Below are 19,812 nucleotides of genomic sequence, written 5' to 3' on the forward strand. Positions count from 1 at the left end.
GGCGTTAATGGCCAGGCCATGTCGAGGAGGACAATGACACACCCATGGTTGCACTCTTGAACCATCCGCGTGCCGCGCTGGTATTCGACTTCGACGGGGTGATCCTCGACTCGGCGAGCCTCAAGCGCGAGGCCTTCGCCGCCCTCTACGACGACTACCCCGACGTCCAGCGGGAGGCGATCAGGGCCTACCTGGGACGCCGTGGTGGCCAGCCGCGGGAGGTCAAGTTCCGCCATATCGAGTCGCACATCCTCGGCCGCGACGTGCGGGCAGCGGATATCGATGCGCTCTGCGCGCGCTTCAAAGCGGTGGTCGCAGAGCGCATCCGCGTCGCCCCGGCGATCCCCGGGGCGATCGAGTTCCTCAGCCGCTGGCACGGCCGGCTGCCGCTCTACCTGCTATCGGCAACACCCGGCCATGAACTGCGCGAGATCGTCGAGCAGCGCGACCTGGCGCGCTACTTCGAAGCAGTGATCGGCGCGCCGCCGGACAAGGTCACCGGCATGCGCAACCTGCTCGAGCGCTACCGCCACCCGGCAGCGCACACAGTGATGATCGGCGACTCCTACAACGACTACCGCACCGCCCGCGGTAACGGCACCCGTTTCGTGGGAGTCTGCGCCGACCCGAGCGCCTCGCCCTTCCCCGACGACGTGGCTACCATTCGCAATCTGCGACGTTTGGAGGCGGCTCTGGCGCGGCTGTCGCCTTAACTCGAGGCGTCGTCGTCCGACGTCTCCCCCATCCAGCGCTGCCAGACCCGACGCACCAGTTCGCGGTGTGTCGCCACCTCGTCGGCCTCGACCACCCGCTCGGCCTTGGTCAGCGCGGCGCGGTGGGTGGCGTGGCGGTAGGCCAGGTAGGCATCTCGCAGCCCCTGGGCCTCTTCGGCAGGCAGCCGCTGGCAGGCTTCGAGGGTCTCGAGCAGGCGCATGTTGTCGCTCCAGCGCAGCAGCTCGGGGGCATCGACGCTCATCGCCAGCACCGCGTATTGGCACAGGAACTCGATATCGACCATGCCCCCGACGTCCTGCTTGAGGTCGAAGCGCCCCGCCTCGCGTGCGCTGGCCTTGCTGCCCAGGTGCTCGCGCATCTTGTAGCGCATCTTGACCACCTCTTCGCGCAGCGAGGCGAGGTCGCGCCTTGCGCCGAGGATCTCGCTGCGCACGGCGTCGAAGCGTTCAGCGAGGTGGGCGTCGCCGGCCACCACCCGGGCGCGCACCAGCGCCTGGTGCTCCCAGGTCCAGGCCTGGTGGCGCTGGTAGTCGGCGAAGGCCTCCAGCGGCGTGACCAGCAGCCCGGCGTTGCCCGACGGCCGCAGCCGCATGTCGACCTCATACAGCGCGCCGGCCGGCGTCACCGCGGTGAGCAGGTGGATGATGCGCTGGCCGAGGCGGGTGAAGAACACCGGGTTGTCGATCGGCCGCGGGCCATCGGTGGTGCCCTGGGAGGCGGCGTCGTGGATGAACACCAGGTCGAGGTCCGAGCCGTAGCCGAGCTCGATGCCGCCTAGCTTGCCGTAGCCGACGATGATGAAGTCGGTGTCGCCGGGCACGCCGTCGCGCCGTGCCGGGCGGCCGTGCTTGCGGGTCAGGTGCTTCCAGGCCATCGCCAGCACCTGCTCGAGGACCACCTCGGCGATATAGGTGAGGAAATCGCTGACCTTCATCAGTGCGCGGGCACCAGCGATATCCGAGGCCGCCACGTGCAGTACCTGAGCGTGCTTGAACACCCGCAGCGCCTCGAGCTGTGCCTCCTCGTCGTCTTCCGGAATCCGCCCCAGCGCCTGGCGCAGCTCGTCGGCCAGGTGCTGCTTGTCGGCCGGGGTATACAGCGTGGCCGGGGTCAGCAGCTCGTCGAGCAGGATCGGGTGGCGCGCCAGCTGCTCGGCGATCCACGGGCTGGCGGCGCAGAGGTGCATCAGGTGACTCAAGGCCTGGGGATTCTCGCGCAGCAGTGCCAGGTAGGCGGTACGCCGCAGCACTGCCTCGATCAGCGGCAGCACCCGCTCGAGCACCAGATCCGGGGCGTCGCTGTCGGCCATGGCCGCAAGCAGCATCGGCATCAACGCGTCGAGGCGTTCGTAGCCGATGCGCTGCATGCTCTTCACCGCCCGCGACTCGCGCAGTGCCGTCAGGCGCCTGGCGGCGGCCGGCGCATCGGCAAAGCCCGCCCCGCCGAGCAGCGCCTGAATGTCGTCGTCATCCATGACGCCGCGCCACAGGCCGCGCCATTCGTCCAGGTCGGGTTCGTCGTCGCCTTCGACGGCGTCTTCCACTTCCTCTTCGGGGTCGGCGATTACCGCGTCGAAGTGGCCGCGGATACGCCCGCGGACCTCGTCGAGACGTGCGATCAGCGCCGGCCAGCCCTCCATGTCCAGCGCCAGGGCGACCCGCTCACGCTCCTCGTCATGCTCCGGCAGCGCCTGGGTCTGGCGATCCTCCAGTGCCTGGATAGCGTGCTCCAGGTCGCGCAGAAAGGCGTAGTCGGGCTCCAGCTCATCGACCACCGCCTGGGGCAGCAGATCCAGTGCCGGCAGGGTGTGCAACGCCTGGCGCAGCGAGGTGACCTGCAGCTCAGTGTCACGGCCGCCGCGGATCAGCTGGAAGGCCTGGACCACGAACTCGACCTCACGGATGCCGCCGCGGCCGAGCTTGATGTTGTCGTCCATGCCCTTGCGGCGCACCTGGCGGTTGATCATGCCCTTCATTTCGCGCAGCGACTCGATGGCACCGAAGTCGAGATAGCGGCGATAAACGAAGGGGCGCAGGCTGGCCAGCAGCTCATCGCCGGCCTGGCGGTCGCCGGCCACGGGGCGCGCCTTGAGCATGGCGTAGCGCTCCCACTCGCGGCCCTGATCCTGGTAGTAGCTGGCCAACGAGCTGAAGCTGCCGACCAGCGGGCCGCCGTCGCCCAGCGGGCGCAGCCGCATGTCGACGCGAAAGGCGAAGCCGTCGGCGGTCACCGCATCCAGCGCGCCAATCAGCTTCTGGCCGAGCTTGGTGAAGTACTCCTGGTGGTCGAGTTCGCGCTTTCCGCCCTGGGTGGTGCCCTTGTCGGGAAAGGCGAAGATCAGGTCGATATCCGACGACAGGTTGAGCTCGCCGGCACCCAGTTTGCCCATGCCCAGCACCACCATGCGCTGCGGCTCGCCGTCGCGTTCGGCCGGCAGCCCCCAGCGCTCGGCATGGTGCGCCTCGAGCCAGCCCAGTGCGCCCTCGAGGCACACCTCGGCGAGCCGCGAGACGCTAGACGCGGTGGCCCACATGTCGATGCCCGGCGGACGGGTCAGGTCGCGCCACACGATGCCGAGCATGCGCGCCCGGCGAAAGCGCCGGATCACCCGCTGCATGGCCGCCTCGTCGTTGGCCTCCTGGAGCAGTTCGTCGAGCCAGGCAGCCTGGTCCTCGGCGCTGGGCGCCGCGTCGAGCTCGTCGGCGGTGTCCAGCTGCATCAGCCAGTCGGGGTAGCGGGCCAGGGTGTCGGCGGCGAAGTCGGAGATGCACAGGACCCGTGCCAGCTGGGCGCGGCGCGACTCGGACAGCGCCACCCAGCTGGCCCCGGGCCCCTCCTGCTGCTGCATCTCGGCCAGGTTGTCGGCCTGGCTCAAGGCCTCGTCGAGGCGCTGGCTCAGCTGGTCAAGGCGCGCATGCAGCACCCTGGGCAGGTCATCGCGGGGCAGGAAGTCGTCGGGCAGCGCCATGGGCATCTCTTCGTCAGCGGCAAGTTGCCCTCAGCATAGCGAAGGCCAGCGGCGGGGGTCACCCAATAACATCGCTAGAGACTAATCCGCGGGCTTACCCCATCAACCGCTGGCCGATCAGCAGCAGCCAGGTGATTCCGGCAAACAACAGCGCCAGCATTACCGCCGCCGAACTGATGTCCTTGGCACGGCCGGAGAGTTCGTGGTGCTCGGTGCCGATACGGTCGACCACGTTCTCGATGGCGCTGTTGAGCAACTCGACGATCAGCACCAGCAGGCAGCTGCCGATCAGCAGGATCCACTCCAGCGGGGTACGGCCTATCCAGATCGCCAGCGGCAGCAGCACCAGACACAGTGCAACCTCCTGACGAAAGGCCGTCTCGTTGCGGAATGCGGCCTTGAGGCCCTTGAGTGAATAGCGGGTCGAGTGCACCAAGTGGCGCCAACCAGTATGACCAGGTTTCATGGTATCGCTCTTGCTATTGGATCAGAGCCGCCGCAGCGGGAGAATGACGATAGTAGCAACGCCGCGCGCCGGCGGCAGATTAGCTCAATGGTCACGGATCATGGCATCGAGATCCTCGGCCAGCGGCTCGAGTACCTGGGTCCAGTTCAGCCAGGGCGTGCTCGAGGTGCCATTGACCAACGCCGTGAAAACACCCCAGCGGCCGCTGTCGGTGCGAAAATAGCCGCCCACCGAGCGTACCGCGAAGGGCTGGTTGAGGGTCCCGGTCTTGAGCATCACATTGTTCTGGAAACGCTCGCTCCCGCGGCGAATGAAACGCGACGGACCGTTGGTCGGCGTCTGCATGCTGGCCAGCAAGTGCGGAAACAGCGACGGCCGATGATAGGCATGCTCGAGCAGCGCATTGACCCCCGCCGCCGAGGTGCGGTTGGTGGTGGTCAAGCCGCTACCGCTGTGCAGGGTGACCGGGCCGTGACCGGGAATCGCCGCGGCGTAGGCCTCGAGCGCCTGGGCTGCCTCCTCCAGCGAGGTCTGCGGCGTGGGTACCAGCCCCAGGTTGAGCACATCGGCCATGAAGTTGTTGGAGTAGTTCATGGTACGTAGTACCAGCTCCTGCAGTGGCTTGCCGTCTACCGCCGCCAGCCGGCGAGCGGAACCGTTGGGCTCAACCGTGGAGGTGACATAGGGCACACCGGCGGCATCGCCGGCGACCTCGATGCCGGCCTGGGCAAGCAGCGCCAGCAGTGTCTGAGCGGTCTGGCCCGCCGGGTTGGAGCTGGCCCGGTAGACCTCACGGGGATGGGCGTTGGCGGCGATCTGGCCACGCAGGATCATGGTATCGCCGCCGGCATCGGTGACACGCTCGGCGTTGAGCTCTGTGGCGTTACCTGTGGCCACGGTGGTGACTTGGTTGTTGATGCCGATCACCGGCTCGACGGTATCGCAGCTCACCACCCTGGCCGCGTCACCGACGCTGGCGCCGGGATGTACGTTCATGCACCAGCTGCCGTAATTGACCCCCGCCGAGCTGAGCAGCGCGCTGTAGGTATTGGCCGAACGTTCGACGGTATCGCAGCGGTCGCGGGTGACGCATGCGACCGGGCCGAAGCGCCACTGGCTAACCACCAGTTGGCCGTTGATGCCGCGAACCCCGCGCTGACGCAGCAGTTGCACCAGTTTCCACAGCTCCTCGGAGACCAGCGCCGGGTCACCGCCGCCCTCGAAGATCAGATCGCCCTGCAGCACGCCGTCGGCATCGATCTCCGCGCTGCTCTTGAGCTCGCTGGTAAAACGGTGCTGCGGCCCCCAGCGCTCCAGCGCCGCCGCCGCCAGGTAGATCTTCGACACCGAGGCAGGCGATAGCTGGCGCTGCGGCTCGATCGCGCCCAACAGTTCACCGCCGCCATCCAGCAGCCGCGCCTCGGCGCTGATCAAGAACCCCTGATCGGTCATGCGTTCGAGATTGGCAAAGCCCGCGGCCAATCCCGGCAGCGCCAGCAGTAACAGCAACAGCCCCGCCAATGGGGCAATAACCAGCGGGGCAATAACGCGACGCAGCATGCGCGACTCCTGACATTCAGTGGGCCGAAACCTTGGAAAACACCTGGATCACTACCACTCCGCCGATGATCATGGCCAGCCCCAGCAGTGCCGGCAGGTCGGGCACTTCGCCATACAGCATGATCCCGATCAGCGTGACCAATACGATGCCGAGCCCGGCCCAAAAGGCATAGGCAACGCCCACCGGCAGGGTACGCAGTACCAGCGTCAGCATGTAGAACGCCGTAGCATAACCGACCACCACCAGCACACTGGGCCAGAGCCGGGTAAATTCGTTGGACGCCTTGAGGGCGCTGGTAGCAATCACTTCGGCGATGATCGCCAGCGCCAGATACAGATAGGTCATGGCCTGCTCCTGCAAATGAACCCGCTAGTCTAGCGCTCGACGCCCGGCGTGTCCCGCGGTACCAGGTCAGGCCGCCAGGCAAGCGACGCCTGCAGACGCCATAGCGTCTGGCCACTGGCGTGGTACTTGCGCTCGAACGGAGTGAGGTAGGCGTGTCCGGGATCGAAAGCCTCGATCGATGCCGCCACGCCGGTGACCTGACGCAGCGCCAGGCCGAACTCCTCGACATAGATCGCCCAGTTGGAGCGCAGTTCCAACTGTCCTCCCAGCGCCAGCAGATGCGGCAGCACCGGGTGGCCCTGCCAGCGCAGCTTGAGATGCACCGACTTGGGGTAGGGGTTGGGATACAGCAGGTAGTGGTACGCGGGCTGCCAGCCGGCGGCCAGCGCCAGCCGCCAGAAGTCGACCAGATCGGCACGTACCAGGTAGGCATTCTCCGGCAGCGGGCCGTGGTCCCGCGATAGGCGATCGGCGCTGCGGTCGATACCCAACACCGCATGGCCAGGGTGTTGTACGGCGAGATGCCGGGTCGAGAGCCCCACCCCACAGCCGGCATCCAGCACCAGTGGCCTACCCTGATCGTCCAACCAGGCCTTAGCGGCCTCGAAGGCAATGCGGGTATGCTCGGCGATCGGCTTGCGCCAGGGGTGATCCAGGGCACGCTGCACGCGGCGCGACAGGTCATCATGAGGGCCGGTCTGGCGGGACAGAATGCGACGGGACTGTAACGGATGGGACATGACGGCAGCAGGGGTGGCGGAATCAGCGGCCATGGTAGCAGCCCGCCGCGCAAAAAAACGGCGCATCCCGGAGGACACGCCAACTACCAACTCGTATGACTCAAACAGCCATCCCATCTTAGCGCCGCAGCGCACCATTTTCAAACATTTGTTTTAACATCGCGCTGGCGCCCGCTCATGGCGGCGGCATGACGCCACGCCGACCCCGGTGCTATCATCGCGCCATTCGATAAAAAACGACTCGTAGACACCCACAGCACAACGAGGAACGCGGCTTGTCACAGTTACCGGTGATTGTCGGCATGGGCGGGGTCAACGCCGCCGGCAGAACCTCGGGTCATCAGGCCTATCGTCGCACGGTGCTTGCTGCCCTGCACAAGGACGACCAGGAACAGACGCTGCTCGGCCTGGCCGCGATGATGCGCCTGGCGCAGCCGAGCGAGGACGATACCTGGCAGGACGCCAGCGGCGAGCCGCTGGACGCCGCGGCGCTGGTGGACCGCTACCGCCAACAGGTGCTGGATCACACCCTGATTCGGCGCATCGAGGATCCGTGCTTCAACGAGGATGGCATTCCGGCCAACCGCCAGGCGCAACTGGCCATTGATGCACCGCTGACCTTTCGCGTGCGCCGCCGCCAACTGCCTGACGCCCTGCCCGACACCTGGCAGGTACGCGAGCTCGATCGTCATCAGCTCGAGGTCAGCGTCCCCGCCGGCACCCTCGACGTGATGCTGCCCGAGCGGCGTTCGGCCCAGGTACGTGCCGCCGGTCAGCTGCCCAGCGGCTTCGAGCCGAGTCGCTTCTACCGCAGCGTGCATCACCCGCGCGGGCTATCGATGAGCATCTTTGGCGCCTCCGACTGCCTCGGCCAGAGCGGCCTCGACTGGCAGTCACTGCATGACCGCCTCGACCCCGACGACATCGCGGTGTACGCCGGCAACTCCATCGGCCAGCTCGACGATCAGGGCTGGGGCGGGCTGCTCAAGAGCTACGTATCTGGCAATCGCGCCACCTCCAAGCAGATGCCGCTGGGCTATGGCCAGATGCCGGCCGACTTTCTCAACGCCTACGTGCTGGGCAGCGTCGGCGCCACCGGCGCGGTGCAGGGGGCCTGTGCGAGCTTTCTCTACAATCTGCGCCTGGGCGTCGATGACATTGCCAACGGCCGTCGCCGAGTGGTGATGGTGGGCACCGCCGACGCCCCGATCACCGCCGAGATCATCGAGGGCTTTCGCACCATGGGCGCGCTGGCTGACGACGACAGCCTCAAGGCACTGGATGCTCTGGCGCTGCTCACCGACGCCGACTATCAGCGCGCCTGCCGGCCATTTGCCCGCAACTGCGGTTTCACTATCGCCGAGGCTAGCCAGTTCGTACTGTTGATGGATGACGCCCTGGCGCTGGAGACCGGCGCCCAGATCCTCGGCGCGGTACCCGGCGTGTTCGTCAACGCCGACGGCTGGAAGCGTTCGATCTCGGCGCCGGGCATCGGCAACTATGTGACCCTGGGCAAGGCGGTGGCACTGGCCAACGCCATGCTGGGCAAGCAGGCGGTGCGTGAGCGCAGCTTCCTGCACGCCCACGGCACCAGCACGCCCAAGAACCGGGTCACCGAGTCCCACGTGTTCGACCGCATCGCCGCAGCCAATGGCATCGAGGACTGGCCAGTGGTGGCGGTCAAGGCCTTCGTCGGCCACTCGCAGGGCAGCGCGGCCGGTGACCAACTGGCCAGCGCGCTGGGCAGCTTTGCCTACGGCTGGCTGCCGGGCATCCCCACCCTGGATGCGGTGGCCGACGACGTTCATGCCGAACGGCTGCGTTTCTCGCGTGAACCCCAGGCCTTCGAGGCCGACGCCTGCTTCGTCAATGCCAAGGGCTTCGGCGGCAACAACGCCACCGGCCTGGTGCTGTCGCCGGCCGCCACCGAGCGGCTGCTGATCAAGCGCCACGGCGCCAGTGCCGTGGATGCATGGCGCACCCGCCGCGAAGCCACCCTGGCGATCAGCGCCACCTACGAGCGGCTCGCTGATCGCGGTCATTTCCGGGCGCTGTACCGTTTCGGTGAGGGCGTGCTGGAGGGGCCGGAGCTGACCATCAGCGCGGCGCAGATCGAGATCCCCGGCTATGCGCAGCCGGTGTCGCTGGACGTCGACAACCCCTACGGCTCGCTCGACGACTGAGCGCCATCCATTCACTCGTTTAGGGAAGCAGCGCTGGCATGAATATCGTGGTCTACCCCGGCACCTTCGACCCCATCACCAACGGCCACTATGATCTTATCGAGCGTGCCGCCAAGATGTTCGACAAGGTGGTGATCGCGGTGGCGGCAAGCCCAGGCAAGCGCCCCACCCTGGACCTCCACACCCGAGTGGCGCTGGCCCGCGAAGTGGTCAAGCCGCTGCCCAACGTCGAGGTCACTGGCTTCGCCTGCCTGCTTACCGAGCTGCTCGAGCAGCAGGGGGCGCGGATCATCCTGCGCGGCCTGCGCGCGGTCTCGGACTTCGAGTATGAGCTGCAGCTGGCCAACATGAATCGTGCCCAGTCGCCCGGCGTGGAGAGCGTGTTCCTGACTCCGGCAGTCGAGAACTCCTATATCTCCTCGACCATCGTGCGCGAGATCGCCCGCCTTGGCGGCGATATTTCCCAGCATGTGCACCCCATGGTCGTCGAGGCGCTCGACAGGCATTACAATACCTGAGTAACGTACTAAGATTTACGCTCAGGCAATTCCGAGGTAGCCCCATGGCTCTGATGATCACCGACGAGTGCATCAACTGCGACGTCTGCGAACCCGAATGCCCCAACGGCGCCATTTCGCAGGGGGAGGAGATCTACATCATCGATCCCGGCCTGTGCACCGAGTGCGTCGGTCACTTCGATGAACCGCAGTGCCAGCAGGTGTGTCCGGTTGACTGCATCCCCCTCGACCCCGAGCGCGAAGAGAGCCGCGACCAGCTGATGGAGAAGTACCAGCGTATTACCGCCGCCTGAGTCGTCAGGCAGCTCGCCCTCCGCCGCAAGGACGCCGATGAGCTCCTCCTCAACGACCAGCCCCGACCGCCGCATCTGGCTGCTGGCCTGGCCGATCATTCTCTCCAATATCACCGTGCCGCTGCTGGGCCTGGTGGATACCGCCGTTGTCGGCCACCTTCCCGACTCGCGCTACCTGGCCGCGGTGACCCTCGGTGCGACCCTGTTCAGCTTTCTCTACTGGGGCTTCGGCTTCCTGCGCATGGGCACCACCGGCCTGACCTCCCAGGCGGTGGGCCGCGAGAACGACAGCGAGGTGCGCAACCTGCTGGGCCAATCGCTGCTGATGGCCGGCGGCATCGGCGTGGCGCTGATCGTGCTGTCGACGCCGCTGATCGAACTCGGCCTGTGGCTGCTCGACGGCAGCGAGGTGGCTACCGAGCTGGCCCGGGAGTACGCCCAGATCCGCATTCTTTCGGCGCCGGCGGTGCTCGCCAACTACGCCATCCTAGGCTGGTTCCTGGGCCAGCAGAATGCCCGGGTAACGCTGGCTATCCTGGTGTTGACCAACAGTGTCAATATCGTGCTCGACCTGCTGTTCGTGGTCGGCCTGGGCATGACCAGCGACGGCGTGGCCTGGGCCACGGTGATCGCCGACTACACTGCGCTGGCCTTCGGCGGCTGGCTAGTGCTGCGCCAGCTGCGCCTGCTGGATGGGCGTTTCCTGCGCCAGCGGCTGCTGGTGCTCTCCGCCTACGCCGAGCTGTTCCAGGTCAATAGCCACCTGTTCGTGCGCACCCTGGGGCTGCTGTTCGCGATGGCCTTCTTTACCGCCCAGGGTGCCAGTCAAGGCGATACCGTGCTCGCCGCCAACGCCGTGCTGCTACAGTTCATCATGCTCACCTCCTACGCTCTGGACGGCTTCGCCCACGCCGCCGAGGCGCTGGTCGGCCGCTCGGTGGGGCGCCGCCGCTGGGACGAGTTCGGCGCGGCAGTGCGCGCCGCGGCACGCTTCTCGCTGATCGCCGCCGGTACTGCGTCACTGGCGTTCCTGTTAGGCGGGCAAGCACTGATCGCGCTGCTCACCGACCTCCCCGAGGTACGTGCCACGGCGGCCCAATACCTGCCGTGGATGATCTTCATGCCGCTGCTGGCGGTGTGGAGCTATCTGCTCGACGGCGTGTTCATCGGCGCTACCGCAACGCGTGAAATGCGCAACAGCATCTTCATTGCCCTGGCCGCCTACCTGCCGCTCTGGTGGCTGACCCAGGGGCTCGGCAACCACGGCCTGTGGCTGGCTTTCACCGCCTTCACCCTGGTGCGCTCGGCGATGCTTGGCGGCTACTACCTGCACTACCGTCGTCAGCGTTGGAGACCCAGCGTTGACCCGGCCTGAGCGGTCAAGTCAGGCTGAATACGCTAATTTGGATCCACCTAAACCAATAAAAGCGAACCTGCCATGCTCAAGTTCCTGTCACGCCCTGCCGTCAGGCTAGTGGAGCGCTACCTTCCCGACCCCTACATCTTCGTGCTGCTACTGACCCTGATCGCCGCCACCGCCGCGGTCGCCGTGGAGCGCCAGACGCCGCTGGCGGTGATGCGCTTCTGGGGCGACGGCTTCTGGGGGTTGCTGGAATTCTCGATGCAGATGCTGCTGGTGCTGGTCACCGGCTTTATGCTGGCCAGCTCGCCGCCGGTCAAGCGGCTGCTCGAGCGGCTGGCCGGCAAGGCCAAGAATGCCGGCGGTGCGATCCTGCTAGTCACCGTGGTGTCGCTGGCCGCCAGCTGGATCAACTGGGGCTTCGGGCTGGTTGTCGGGGCACTGTTCGCCAAGGAGCTGGCACGCCAGATTCGCGTCGACTACCGGTTGCTGATCGCCAGCGCCTACTCGGGCTTCGTCGTCTGGCATGGCGGCCTGGCCGGCTCGATCCCTCTGACCATCGCCACCGACGGGCACTTCAGCGTCGAGCAGATCGGCGTAGTCGGCACCGGCAGTACCATCTTCTCGCTCTTCAACCTGGCGATCGTGGCGTGCCTGTTCGTGGCCGTGCCGCTGGTCAACCGCATGATGCTGCCCGACGACAAGGACAGCGTCTACGTCGACGCCGCCCAGCTCGACGATACGCCACCGGCACGCAGCCGCATCACGCGACCCGCCGAGCGCCTCGAGAACAGCCAGGCACTGGCCTGGCTGGTGGGTATCCCCGGGCTGATCTTCCTCGCCGACCACTTCCTGCTGCGTGGCGGTAGCCTCAACCTGAATATCGTCAACTTCCTGTTTCTGTTCCTGGCCATCGTTCTGCACCGCACACCGCGGCGCCTGCTCGACTGCCTGCACGAGGCGATCAAGGGCGGCGCCGGCATCGTCATCCAGTTCCCCTTCTACGCCGGGATCATGGCGATCATGGTCGAATCGGGCCTGGCCCAGAGCATGTCTGAGGGGCTGGTGTCGTTCGCCACCGAGACCTCGCTGCCGTTCTGGTCGTTCATCAGCGCCGGCATCGTCAACCTGTTCGTGCCCTCCGGCGGTGGCCAGTGGGCGGTCCAGGCGCCGGTAATGCTGCCTGCCGCCGAGGCGCTGGGCGCCGATGTCTCACGTATCGCCATGGCGGTGGCCTGGGGCGATGCCTGGACCAACCTGCTGCAGCCGTTCTGGGCGCTGCCGGTGCTGGCCATCGCCGGCCTCAAGGCCAAGGACATCATGGGCTTCTGCCTGATCCAGCTGTTCGTCACCGGGGCGATCATCTCGGTGGGGCTTACCTGGTTCTAATACTGTCGCGCGCATATTTGCGCTTACTAAGCAGCGCCTTGAAACGTCTCATGTTTCTTAGGCACTCCCATCACCTCACTCAGCGCGAGGTGATGGGTTAATGCCAAAGCATCCAACCGCTACTTGGCGGCGGTGACCACCAGCTCCAGCAGTACGTTATCGCCTAGGTCGGCGACCCCCAAAGTCGCCCTGGCAGGCAGGTGTTCTGGATCAAACCACTGAGTCCAGACGTCATTCATCCCTTTCTTCAAAGACAGGTCAGCTACGTAAGCCGTGGCCGACACGATGCATTCCTTGTTGGTTCCGGCTTCAGCGAGATAGCTCTCCAGTTTGTCCAACACCTGCTGGGTCTGGCCTGCCATGTCCATGCTGAGATCATCAGCGATGATGCCACCGAAGAACACAAAGCCATTGGCCGCAACGGCACGGTGCATGATGGGGGTACGGATACTGCGTTCGATCATGTGATCAACTCCTGTGATTGCCTGTCTACAGGCGTGGTGTCGCTCTTTTCGGCATGCCGAAAGGAGAGCAAGATGGGGCATGTGGCAAATCAACGCATCAGTCTGCGGAGCGATAGCCCTGAAAGCGCGTGATGGAAAATGGCTGGATCGGGTAGGCCGGCTGCCGCCCCATAGCCAGGTCGGCGACGATCTCCCCGGAGATGGGACTTAATTGAAAACCGTGAGCCGAGAAGCCGAAGGCATGAATTACGTTCTCGAATGTACTGCTCGGACTCAATACTGGGATCTGGTCCGGCATGACAGCTTCTATCCCTGCCCAGGTGCGGACAATGCGCGCCTCATGCATGAAGGGGAACAGGCTCAATACGGTGTCGGCATTGTCCGCCAGTCCTCCCAGACAGGTCTCGGCAACCTGGCGTCGCGAATCGACTTCTCCCCGGACGCCTCCGCCGATCAGCACGGTGCCGTTTTCAAACTGCTTGAAGGAGAGAGGCCTGGATGTTGCTCCAATAACCGGGCCGAGAAATGGCTTCAGTCGCTCAGTAATCATCAGCATCGGCGCCTCGGCGGCGAGAGGTACCGGCTCGTCCAGCCACTCGCAAAGCGTACCGGCCCAAGCACCCGCGCAGTTGATGAGGATGTCGGCAGAGAAACGCTGGCGTCCCGCCTGAACCCTCCAGCCGCTGCCATGGGCTTCCAGGCCGGTGACAGCCACGCCTTCGACGAAACTCACACCCTGCCGTTGCGCCTGGCGTCGCCATGCTGTCACCGTACGATAGGGATTGGCATAACCATCACCATCGCAGGCAAGTCCGCCTGGGCAATGGGGAGACAGAGCCGGCACGCGCTGACGTAGCTCGTCGCGAGTAATGAGATACTCGTGGTCGAATCCCAGAGCACGAACCTGCCGCTCACGCTCGGCCAGCGTCTCCAGATCGGCGCCATTCTCGGCAACCTTGATCTGCCCCACCGGGCGAAAATCACAGTCGTCACCGACCACCTCGGCCATGCGCTGCCAGCGTTCCCAAGCCGCCATGGCCAAGGGGATCTCCGCAGGATCCCTGCCTAACCGTCGCACACCACCGGCATTAACGCCCGAGGCGTGCCGACCGGCATACTCCTTGTCGATCACCGTGACTCGATGGCCCTGGGCACTGAGGTGGACAGCGGCACTACAACCATGGAGACCTGCCCCGACGATGACGATCCGGGCACTCATCCCGAAGTATCCTCAGCGGCTGTTGCCAGTTGCCCCAGGGTAATGGGTTTGAAGGGGGGGCGAAGGCGGTAGTAACCCGTCTCGGCAACGCTCTGCCCGTTGGCATCGGCCAACAGCTCGCTGACCGTCAGGCCACACATGCGCCCCTGGCAGGGCCCCATACCACACCGGGTGAAGGACTTGGTCTGGTTGGGGCCACGACACCCCTGCTCGGCCATGCGGCGAACTTCACCGGCGGTAACCTCTTCGCAACGACACACCAGCGTCTCGTCCTCAGGTAGCCGCCAATGCACTGCCGGTCGGTAGAGGACGTCGAGGAAAGGACGAATAGCCGTTTCTCGCGCCAAGTCACGACGCAGCCGTTTCACTTCCCCGTGGATCTTGTCTTCACTCACACGGCCGAGCGCAATGGCGGCTCCCAACCCTGCCAGCTGTCCCTGCATCGCCGAGGCCTTGGCACCCACGATGCCGCCGGCATCTCCAGCGACTGCGACCCCCTCAACATCTGTCGCCAGCCAGGGGTCTCTGCGCGGCTGCCAGGCCAGTTGCCGCTCGTCCCAGTCATGGGCACAGTCGAGGGCCCGCGTGACCTGCGTATTCGGCACTACCCCCTGATGCAACAGCAGCAGCGGAGTTGTCAGGCAGTGCCACTCAGGATCGTTGCCGCATTGCCAGCGGACTCGCTCCAATCGGTCTTCGCCTTCGGCTTCCAGCGCCGTCACATGCCGAACATGCCTGACGCCAGCACGCCTCAGTTCGGCCAATAGTCCCAAACCCTTGAGCAGGGTCCGTGAATTACGTAGCGCACCGGGCAGTAGCGGGAGCGCATCCCAGTATTGCCCCGCCGGCGTGGTATCGAGCAAAGCTGCAATGGGAATCCCGGCGCGCAGATATTGCACGGCCAGCAGCAACAAAAGTGGCCCACAGCCAGCGAGCACTACCGGTGCCGAGGGCGCCAAGCCAGCACTCTTGAGCAGTATCTGACCGCTTCCGGCCGTCATGACTCCGGGCAACGTCCAGCCCGGGATCGGGAAGGGCCGTTCCATGGCACCATGGGCGAGAATGACGTGGCGGGCTTGCACCATCGAAGCATGCCCCCCCTGGAGGAGCCCGACCTCGAGTCGCCGGGTGAGCTGCCAAAGGGTAGTACCAGGACGATAGTCGATGCGCGGATCATCCAGCCCATCTACCAGCGCCTTACCATGCCAATAGTCATCACCCAGAATCCGCCGCTCCTTGAGCGGTGTCGACTCAATCGAACGATAGATCTGTCCGCCAGGTGCCGGCTGCTCATCGACCACCAGCGCGGTAATGCCATAGGCCACGGCAGTGGCGGCAGCGGCCATACCGGCTGGCCCGCTGCCGAGTATCACCAGGTCATGAGTCGTCATCAGCCGAGTCTCCTTGCGCCGTGTTGCGAACGGATCTGCATGCCGTCCTTTACAAGGACCTGGCAACCCTGGACATTGGGAATGTCGTCCACCTCGACCAGACACTCGAAACAGACCCCCATCATGCAGTAGGGCCCCCTCGGGGATCCGCTCACCGGCGTGGTACGACATGCCTCGACGCCGGCCGAGAGCAGCGCCGCTGCAATGGTATCGCCATCCTGGGCAGTGACCTGTCGGCCATCGAAGTACACGATCACTGTCTTCTGTGCAGGTGCATCAGGCAGGGATAACCGTTTGAACATCGAATCTCTCCGCGGTGAAAGGGGCTATTTCGCTGGGCAAGGAATCACCAGCGATCCAGGGGGCAAGGCGTTTGGCATGGGCTGCAGCCAAGGTCACACCACTATGGCAGCAGGCCACGAATGCGCCTGGGTGGGAGAGCGAAGCCTGATAGAGTGGATAGCCATCAGGCGTCATCACGCGCAGCGCACCCCAGGTACGCACTATCCGCGTATTGGCCAGCGCTGGCAGGGCACGCACGGCCCGTTGGGCGATATGCGATAGCACAGGGGTCTCGGTACCTTCGTCAAAGCCGACATCTTCGTGGGAATCCCCCATCAAGATGGAACCTTCCCCTGTCTGGCGAAGATACGTGGTCGGAAGATTCAGCAGGGGGCGCATGCGCTCAGTGACCAGGATCTCGCCTCGATTGGGTACCAGTGGAGCATGCAGCCCAACCTGAGGCGCCAGGAGGCGGTTACCGAGACCGGCGGCGAGCACCACGCGCTCTGCCTGGACTCGCTCCCCTTCACGCTCGATCACGAAGCTGTCCCCGCGCTGATGCACTCGATGAACCTTACTGCCAGGAAGGAAAGTACCGCCGCAGCGAAGAAAACCGGCATGCAACCCGCGTAGCAGATAAAGCGGATTGGCATGTCCGTCCCAGCGCGACCAAGAGGCTCCCGCGACACTCTCCCCGATTTCCGGAATCATCTCGCGTAGCTGTTGGTGATCGAGCATGGCGAAATCGAACTGCCCGCCAGTCGCCTTGGCCAGCGAGGTGAGATCAGCCTGCCGCAGGTCCATTTCCCTCTGGCTATAGCAGAGATGCACACCTCCTGGCGCCTGGTGCTGAGTTGCCACGTCAGTGAGATCCCAGAGTTCTTCCGAGAGACTGGGCCACAGGGATGCAGAGCTCATGCTCCACTGTGAGTAACTCGGCATTTCGAGCCCCTTCCCCTGAACCCAGACCAGCCCGAAGTTGCCTCGAGAGGCCCGGTAGGCAACATCGCCCTCATCGAGTACAGCGACTCGGTGACCGGCCTTGGCCAGGCCATAGGCAATAGCGCTGCCTACTAGGCCGCCCCCGACAACTGCAAAATCATAGGTCTTCATATGATCTCTTCATCCCTTGCCAATCAGGACTTTGTCGAGCCCATAGATGCGATCCAGTATTAGAACCAAGAGGGCCGTCAGAACGATCAACACGGTCGAGACAGAGGTAATCAGCGGGTCAATAGTATGTGCGATATGGTTGTACATCTGGACAGGCAGCGTCGCCGTGCTGGGAGACGCAACGAAAATCGTCATCGACAGTTCATCGAAGCTGGTAGTGAAAGCGAGAATCCAGCCGCCAGCAACGCCAGGCAAGATAATCGGCATGGTGACACGCCTAAACACCGTCCATTGACTGGCTCCCAGTGACAGCGCAGCCTGTTCGACACGTCGGTCCATGCCGAATACCGACGCCATCACCAGGCGCATGGTGTACGGCATGATGATGATCACGTGGGCCGCTACCAAGGCGTAAAAGCTGCCATAGACACCGATCCGCGAGAAAAAGCTGAGAAAGGCAACACCCAACACCACATGCGGAATCATAAGCGGTGAAAGAAACAGGCTAACTAGCGCCTCGCGACCCCTGAATTGGTAGCGAGCGATGGCCAAGGCAGCAGGCACAGCTAGTACAGCAGAAACACTGGCGGCGCCAATACCAAGATAGAGGCTATTCCAGAATGCCTGAACAAAGCTGCGGTTCTCGAGAATGGCCCGAAACCACCTGAGCGAGAAGCCATCAGTGGGATACGAAATGTAACCATTAGGGGTGAAAGCGACCAGCATGACGACGACAAGCGGTGCCATCAGGAAGATCACGAACAGTGTGTGAAAGCACAGGGCCAGTTTTCCATTGTTTTGCATATAAATATTTCCTTCTAACCCAATGTCCGGCGGAAGCGCCGTTCCATCATGCGGTTGTAACTCATCACCACGACCACATTCGCAATCAGGAGAATCACTGCAATGGAAGCACCGAGGGGCCAGTTCATGGTATTGAGATATTCGTCATAAGCTGCGGTAGCTGCGACTTTAATACGCCGTCCACCAAGTATCGCCGGAGTGGCAAAGGCGCTGGCGGCCAGAGCGAATACAATCAAACTTCCGGAGAGTATGCCGGGCATGATCTGCGGCACTACGACTCGACGAAAGACCGTGGTATGACTGGCGCCGAGCGACAATGCCGCATGTTCCACGGAAGGGTCGAGCTTCTGCAGGGCAGCCCATACCGAGATCACCATAAAGGGTACTAACACGTGAACCAGCGCCAGAATGATGCCGGTATGGGTATACATAAGGTTACCCGCGCTAGCATCGGCAATGCCCAGTCCTTCCAGTGTTTTTCCCAGCAAGCCATTACCACCGATGAGAAGTACCCAGCCCAAGGTGCGCACTACCACTGAGATAAGCAGTGGTGTCAAGGTGACAACAAGGAACAGTGACCGCCAGGGGCTACGCATTCTTGAGAGTATATATGCTTCTGGCACACCAATGGCGATGCACAACACCACTACCGCTATGCTAATGACGTAGGTTCGAAAGAATATTTCGTGGAAGTAGTCGTCCTGAACGACTTCCATGTAATTAGCAAGGCTAAAGGTAGCAATGATTCCTTCAGCATAATCAAAATTATTGAAACTAAGCACCAGGGTCATCAACAACGGCATGCCCAGCAGCATCAGGAAGAATATCGCCCCTGGAGCGCTCAATAGCCATGGAGTCAGCGACTTTGGAAAAAACCGTGGTGGTGTCGCCGGAAGCGTCGAAGCAAGTTCAGCCATGGACCTTCTCCTCGAGTAGCCGAATGGCACCGGGAGACCAACTGACACCCACATCATCACCTACCGCGACGCCTCGCTTCCCCAGGTTGGGCTGGGTGATGAATAATTCACCGGCACTGCTGTCAACCTGGTAGAGCCAGTGGTTACCAAGAAACAAACGGGTCTTCACTCGGCCCTTGAGCTTGCCACTTGCACAATCCGTCAACTCGAGCTTCTCAGGGCGAATCGAGATCTGCACCTGGTTGCTGGTACGCGGCCCATCCAGCATGAGCTCGAGAGTCGCATCACCCAAGCGTACGGCTGTCTGGTCGCCTTGCTTTTTCCCGATCAGACCAGTCAGAAGGTTAGTCTTGCCGACGAATGAGCTGACGAAGGCATCACTAGGCCGTTCATAGGCATTGAAAGGCTCATCGACTTGCACCACGCGCCCTTGGTTCATGACAACGACACGGTCACTGAGGGAAAGGGCTTCGGACTGGTCATGGGTGACCATAAGCGTGGTCGTACCGACCTGCTGCTGAATATTTCGGAGTTCTATTTGCATGTCCTCACGAAGCTTGGCATCGAGGTTGGACAGCGGCTCATCGAGCAGCAATAGCGGTGGTTGAATCACGAGGGCACGCGCAAGTGCCACGCGTTGACGCTGTCCACCGGAAAGCTCTCTAGGGTAACGATCCTTGAGTTGGTTGAGATGGACTAGCTCCAGCACCTCCCCCACCCGCTGACGGCTTTCCGCCGTAGGGACACCCCGCATTTCCAGCCCGAAGCGCACGTTCTCAACCACCGTCATATGCGGGAAAAGGGCATAGGACTGGAAAACGATCCCAATGCCTCTCTCATTCGGCTTGCGGTGAGTGATGTCTTCACCGTCCATGAGGATACGACCCCGGGTCGGCTCTACGAATCCGGCGATCATCTGGAGGGTGGTAGTCTTGCCGCAGCCGGAGGGTCCAAGAAGTGAGACGAACTCCCCCTTCTCGATCTCCAGAGTAATATCTTCAGCGGCAGTGGTGGGCCCATAGCATTTGGTTAATGACGTCAGGCTCAGATAGCTCATGGTAGGA

At 63.7% G+C, this 19,812-nt stretch carries 19 protein-coding genes; 6 read left to right on the plus strand and 13 right to left on the minus strand.

Annotated elements, in window-relative coordinates; genetic code table 11:
• Positions 1-44 precede the first annotated feature (44 nt).
• Positions 45-713 (plus strand): HAD family hydrolase, encoded by a 669-nt coding sequence (locus BLT16_RS15425; protein WP_089659409.1) that lies wholly within the window; start codon positions 45-47, stop codon positions 711-713.
• On the opposite strand, the gene glnE is transcribed toward BLT16_RS15425, so the two are convergent.
• The 5 genes from glnE to trmB form a co-directional block, all read right to left on the minus strand.
• Positions 710-3,703 carry a bifunctional [glutamate--ammonia ligase]-adenylyl-L-tyrosine phosphorylase/[glutamate--ammonia-ligase] adenylyltransferase gene (gene glnE / locus BLT16_RS15430; protein WP_089659410.1) on the minus strand — a complete coding sequence of 998 codons (2,994 nt, stop codon included), beginning with the start codon at positions 3,701-3,703 and terminating at the stop codon, positions 710-712. The two genes, BLT16_RS15425 and glnE, sit on opposite strands and share 4 nt — an antisense overlap.
• Before the next feature lie 94 nt (positions 3,704-3,797).
• On the minus strand, positions 3,798-4,169 hold the full coding sequence (locus BLT16_RS15435; RefSeq protein ID WP_089659411.1) for a diacylglycerol kinase: 372 nt from the start codon (positions 4,167-4,169) through the stop codon (positions 3,798-3,800).
• 84 nt (positions 4,170-4,253) lie between these two features.
• Positions 4,254-5,729, minus strand: coding sequence for a D-alanyl-D-alanine carboxypeptidase/D-alanyl-D-alanine endopeptidase (dacB, locus tag BLT16_RS15440; RefSeq protein ID WP_089659412.1), 1,476 nt, complete (start codon positions 5,727-5,729; stop codon positions 4,254-4,256).
• A 16-nt stretch (positions 5,730-5,745) separates the two neighbouring features.
• Positions 5,746-6,075 carry a DMT family transporter gene (locus BLT16_RS15445; protein WP_089659413.1) on the minus strand — a complete coding sequence of 110 codons (330 nt, stop codon included), beginning with the start codon at positions 6,073-6,075 and terminating at the stop codon, positions 5,746-5,748.
• A gap of 29 nt (positions 6,076-6,104) precedes the next feature.
• A complete protein-coding gene (trmB, locus tag BLT16_RS15450) occupies positions 6,105-6,815 on the minus strand; it encodes a tRNA (guanine(46)-N(7))-methyltransferase TrmB (protein ID WP_089659476.1) in 711 nt (236 codons plus the stop codon).
• Positions 6,816-7,117: 302 nt separating this feature from the next.
• Between trmB and BLT16_RS15455 the strand changes: the two genes are divergently transcribed.
• The 5 genes from BLT16_RS15455 (at position 7,118) to BLT16_RS15475 (ending at position 12,558) form a co-directional block, all read left to right on the plus strand.
• Positions 7,118-8,998 (plus strand): beta-ketoacyl synthase, encoded by a 1,881-nt coding sequence (locus BLT16_RS15455; RefSeq protein ID WP_089659414.1) that lies wholly within the window; start codon positions 7,118-7,120, stop codon positions 8,996-8,998.
• 38 nt (positions 8,999-9,036) lie between these two features.
• Positions 9,037-9,516 carry a pantetheine-phosphate adenylyltransferase gene (gene coaD, locus BLT16_RS15460; RefSeq protein ID WP_089659415.1) on the plus strand — a complete coding sequence of 160 codons (480 nt, stop codon included), beginning with the start codon at positions 9,037-9,039 and terminating at the stop codon, positions 9,514-9,516.
• 44 nt (positions 9,517-9,560) lie between these two features.
• Positions 9,561-9,809: a YfhL family 4Fe-4S dicluster ferredoxin gene (locus BLT16_RS15465; protein ID WP_089659416.1), complete on the plus strand. Its 249-nt coding sequence runs from the start codon at positions 9,561-9,563 to the stop codon at positions 9,807-9,809.
• A gap of 37 nt (positions 9,810-9,846) precedes the next feature.
• Positions 9,847-11,184: an MATE family efflux transporter gene (locus BLT16_RS15470; protein WP_089659417.1), complete on the plus strand. Its 1,338-nt coding sequence runs from the start codon at positions 9,847-9,849 to the stop codon at positions 11,182-11,184.
• A gap of 63 nt (positions 11,185-11,247) precedes the next feature.
• Positions 11,248-12,558 carry a short-chain fatty acid transporter gene (locus BLT16_RS15475; protein WP_089659418.1) on the plus strand — a complete coding sequence of 437 codons (1,311 nt, stop codon included), beginning with the start codon at positions 11,248-11,250 and terminating at the stop codon, positions 12,556-12,558.
• 119 nt (positions 12,559-12,677) lie between these two features.
• Here the strand turns inward: BLT16_RS15475 and BLT16_RS15480 are convergent, their stop codons facing one another.
• From BLT16_RS15480 to BLT16_RS15515, 8 genes are all read right to left on the minus strand, one after another.
• Positions 12,678-13,022 carry a RidA family protein gene (locus tag BLT16_RS15480; protein ID WP_089659419.1) on the minus strand — a complete coding sequence of 115 codons (345 nt, stop codon included), beginning with the start codon at positions 13,020-13,022 and terminating at the stop codon, positions 12,678-12,680.
• Between the two features lie 97 nt (positions 13,023-13,119).
• Positions 13,120-14,241 carry an NAD(P)/FAD-dependent oxidoreductase gene (locus BLT16_RS15485; RefSeq protein ID WP_089659420.1) on the minus strand — a complete coding sequence of 374 codons (1,122 nt, stop codon included), beginning with the start codon at positions 14,239-14,241 and terminating at the stop codon, positions 13,120-13,122.
• Positions 14,238-15,632: an FAD/NAD(P)-dependent oxidoreductase gene (locus BLT16_RS15490; protein ID WP_089659421.1), complete on the minus strand. Its 1,395-nt coding sequence runs from the start codon at positions 15,630-15,632 to the stop codon at positions 14,238-14,240. The genes BLT16_RS15485 and BLT16_RS15490 overlap by 4 nt, the downstream gene beginning before the upstream one ends.
• On the minus strand, positions 15,632-15,934 hold the full coding sequence (locus BLT16_RS15495) for a (2Fe-2S)-binding protein (protein WP_086510886.1): 303 nt from the start codon (positions 15,932-15,934) through the stop codon (positions 15,632-15,634). Before BLT16_RS15495 ends, BLT16_RS15490 begins: the two co-directional genes overlap by 1 nt.
• Positions 15,909-17,027, minus strand: coding sequence for an NAD(P)/FAD-dependent oxidoreductase (locus BLT16_RS15500; RefSeq protein ID WP_089659422.1), 1,119 nt, complete (start codon positions 17,025-17,027; stop codon positions 15,909-15,911). Before BLT16_RS15500 ends, BLT16_RS15495 begins: the two co-directional genes overlap by 26 nt.
• A gap of 9 nt (positions 17,028-17,036) precedes the next feature.
• Positions 17,037-17,831 carry an ABC transporter permease gene (locus tag BLT16_RS15505; RefSeq protein WP_089659423.1) on the minus strand — a complete coding sequence of 265 codons (795 nt, stop codon included), beginning with the start codon at positions 17,829-17,831 and terminating at the stop codon, positions 17,037-17,039.
• Between the two features lie 14 nt (positions 17,832-17,845).
• Positions 17,846-18,748: an ABC transporter permease gene (locus BLT16_RS15510; RefSeq protein WP_089659424.1), complete on the minus strand. Its 903-nt coding sequence runs from the start codon at positions 18,746-18,748 to the stop codon at positions 17,846-17,848.
• Positions 18,741-19,805 (minus strand): ABC transporter ATP-binding protein, encoded by a 1,065-nt coding sequence (locus tag BLT16_RS15515; protein ID WP_089659425.1) that lies wholly within the window; start codon positions 19,803-19,805, stop codon positions 18,741-18,743. The genes BLT16_RS15510 and BLT16_RS15515 overlap by 8 nt, the downstream gene beginning before the upstream one ends.
• Positions 19,806-19,812 lie beyond the last annotated feature (7 nt).

The sequence above is a fragment of the Franzmannia pantelleriensis genome, assembly GCF_900102875.1.
GTDB lineage: Bacteria > Pseudomonadota > Gammaproteobacteria > Pseudomonadales > Halomonadaceae > Franzmannia > Franzmannia pantelleriensis.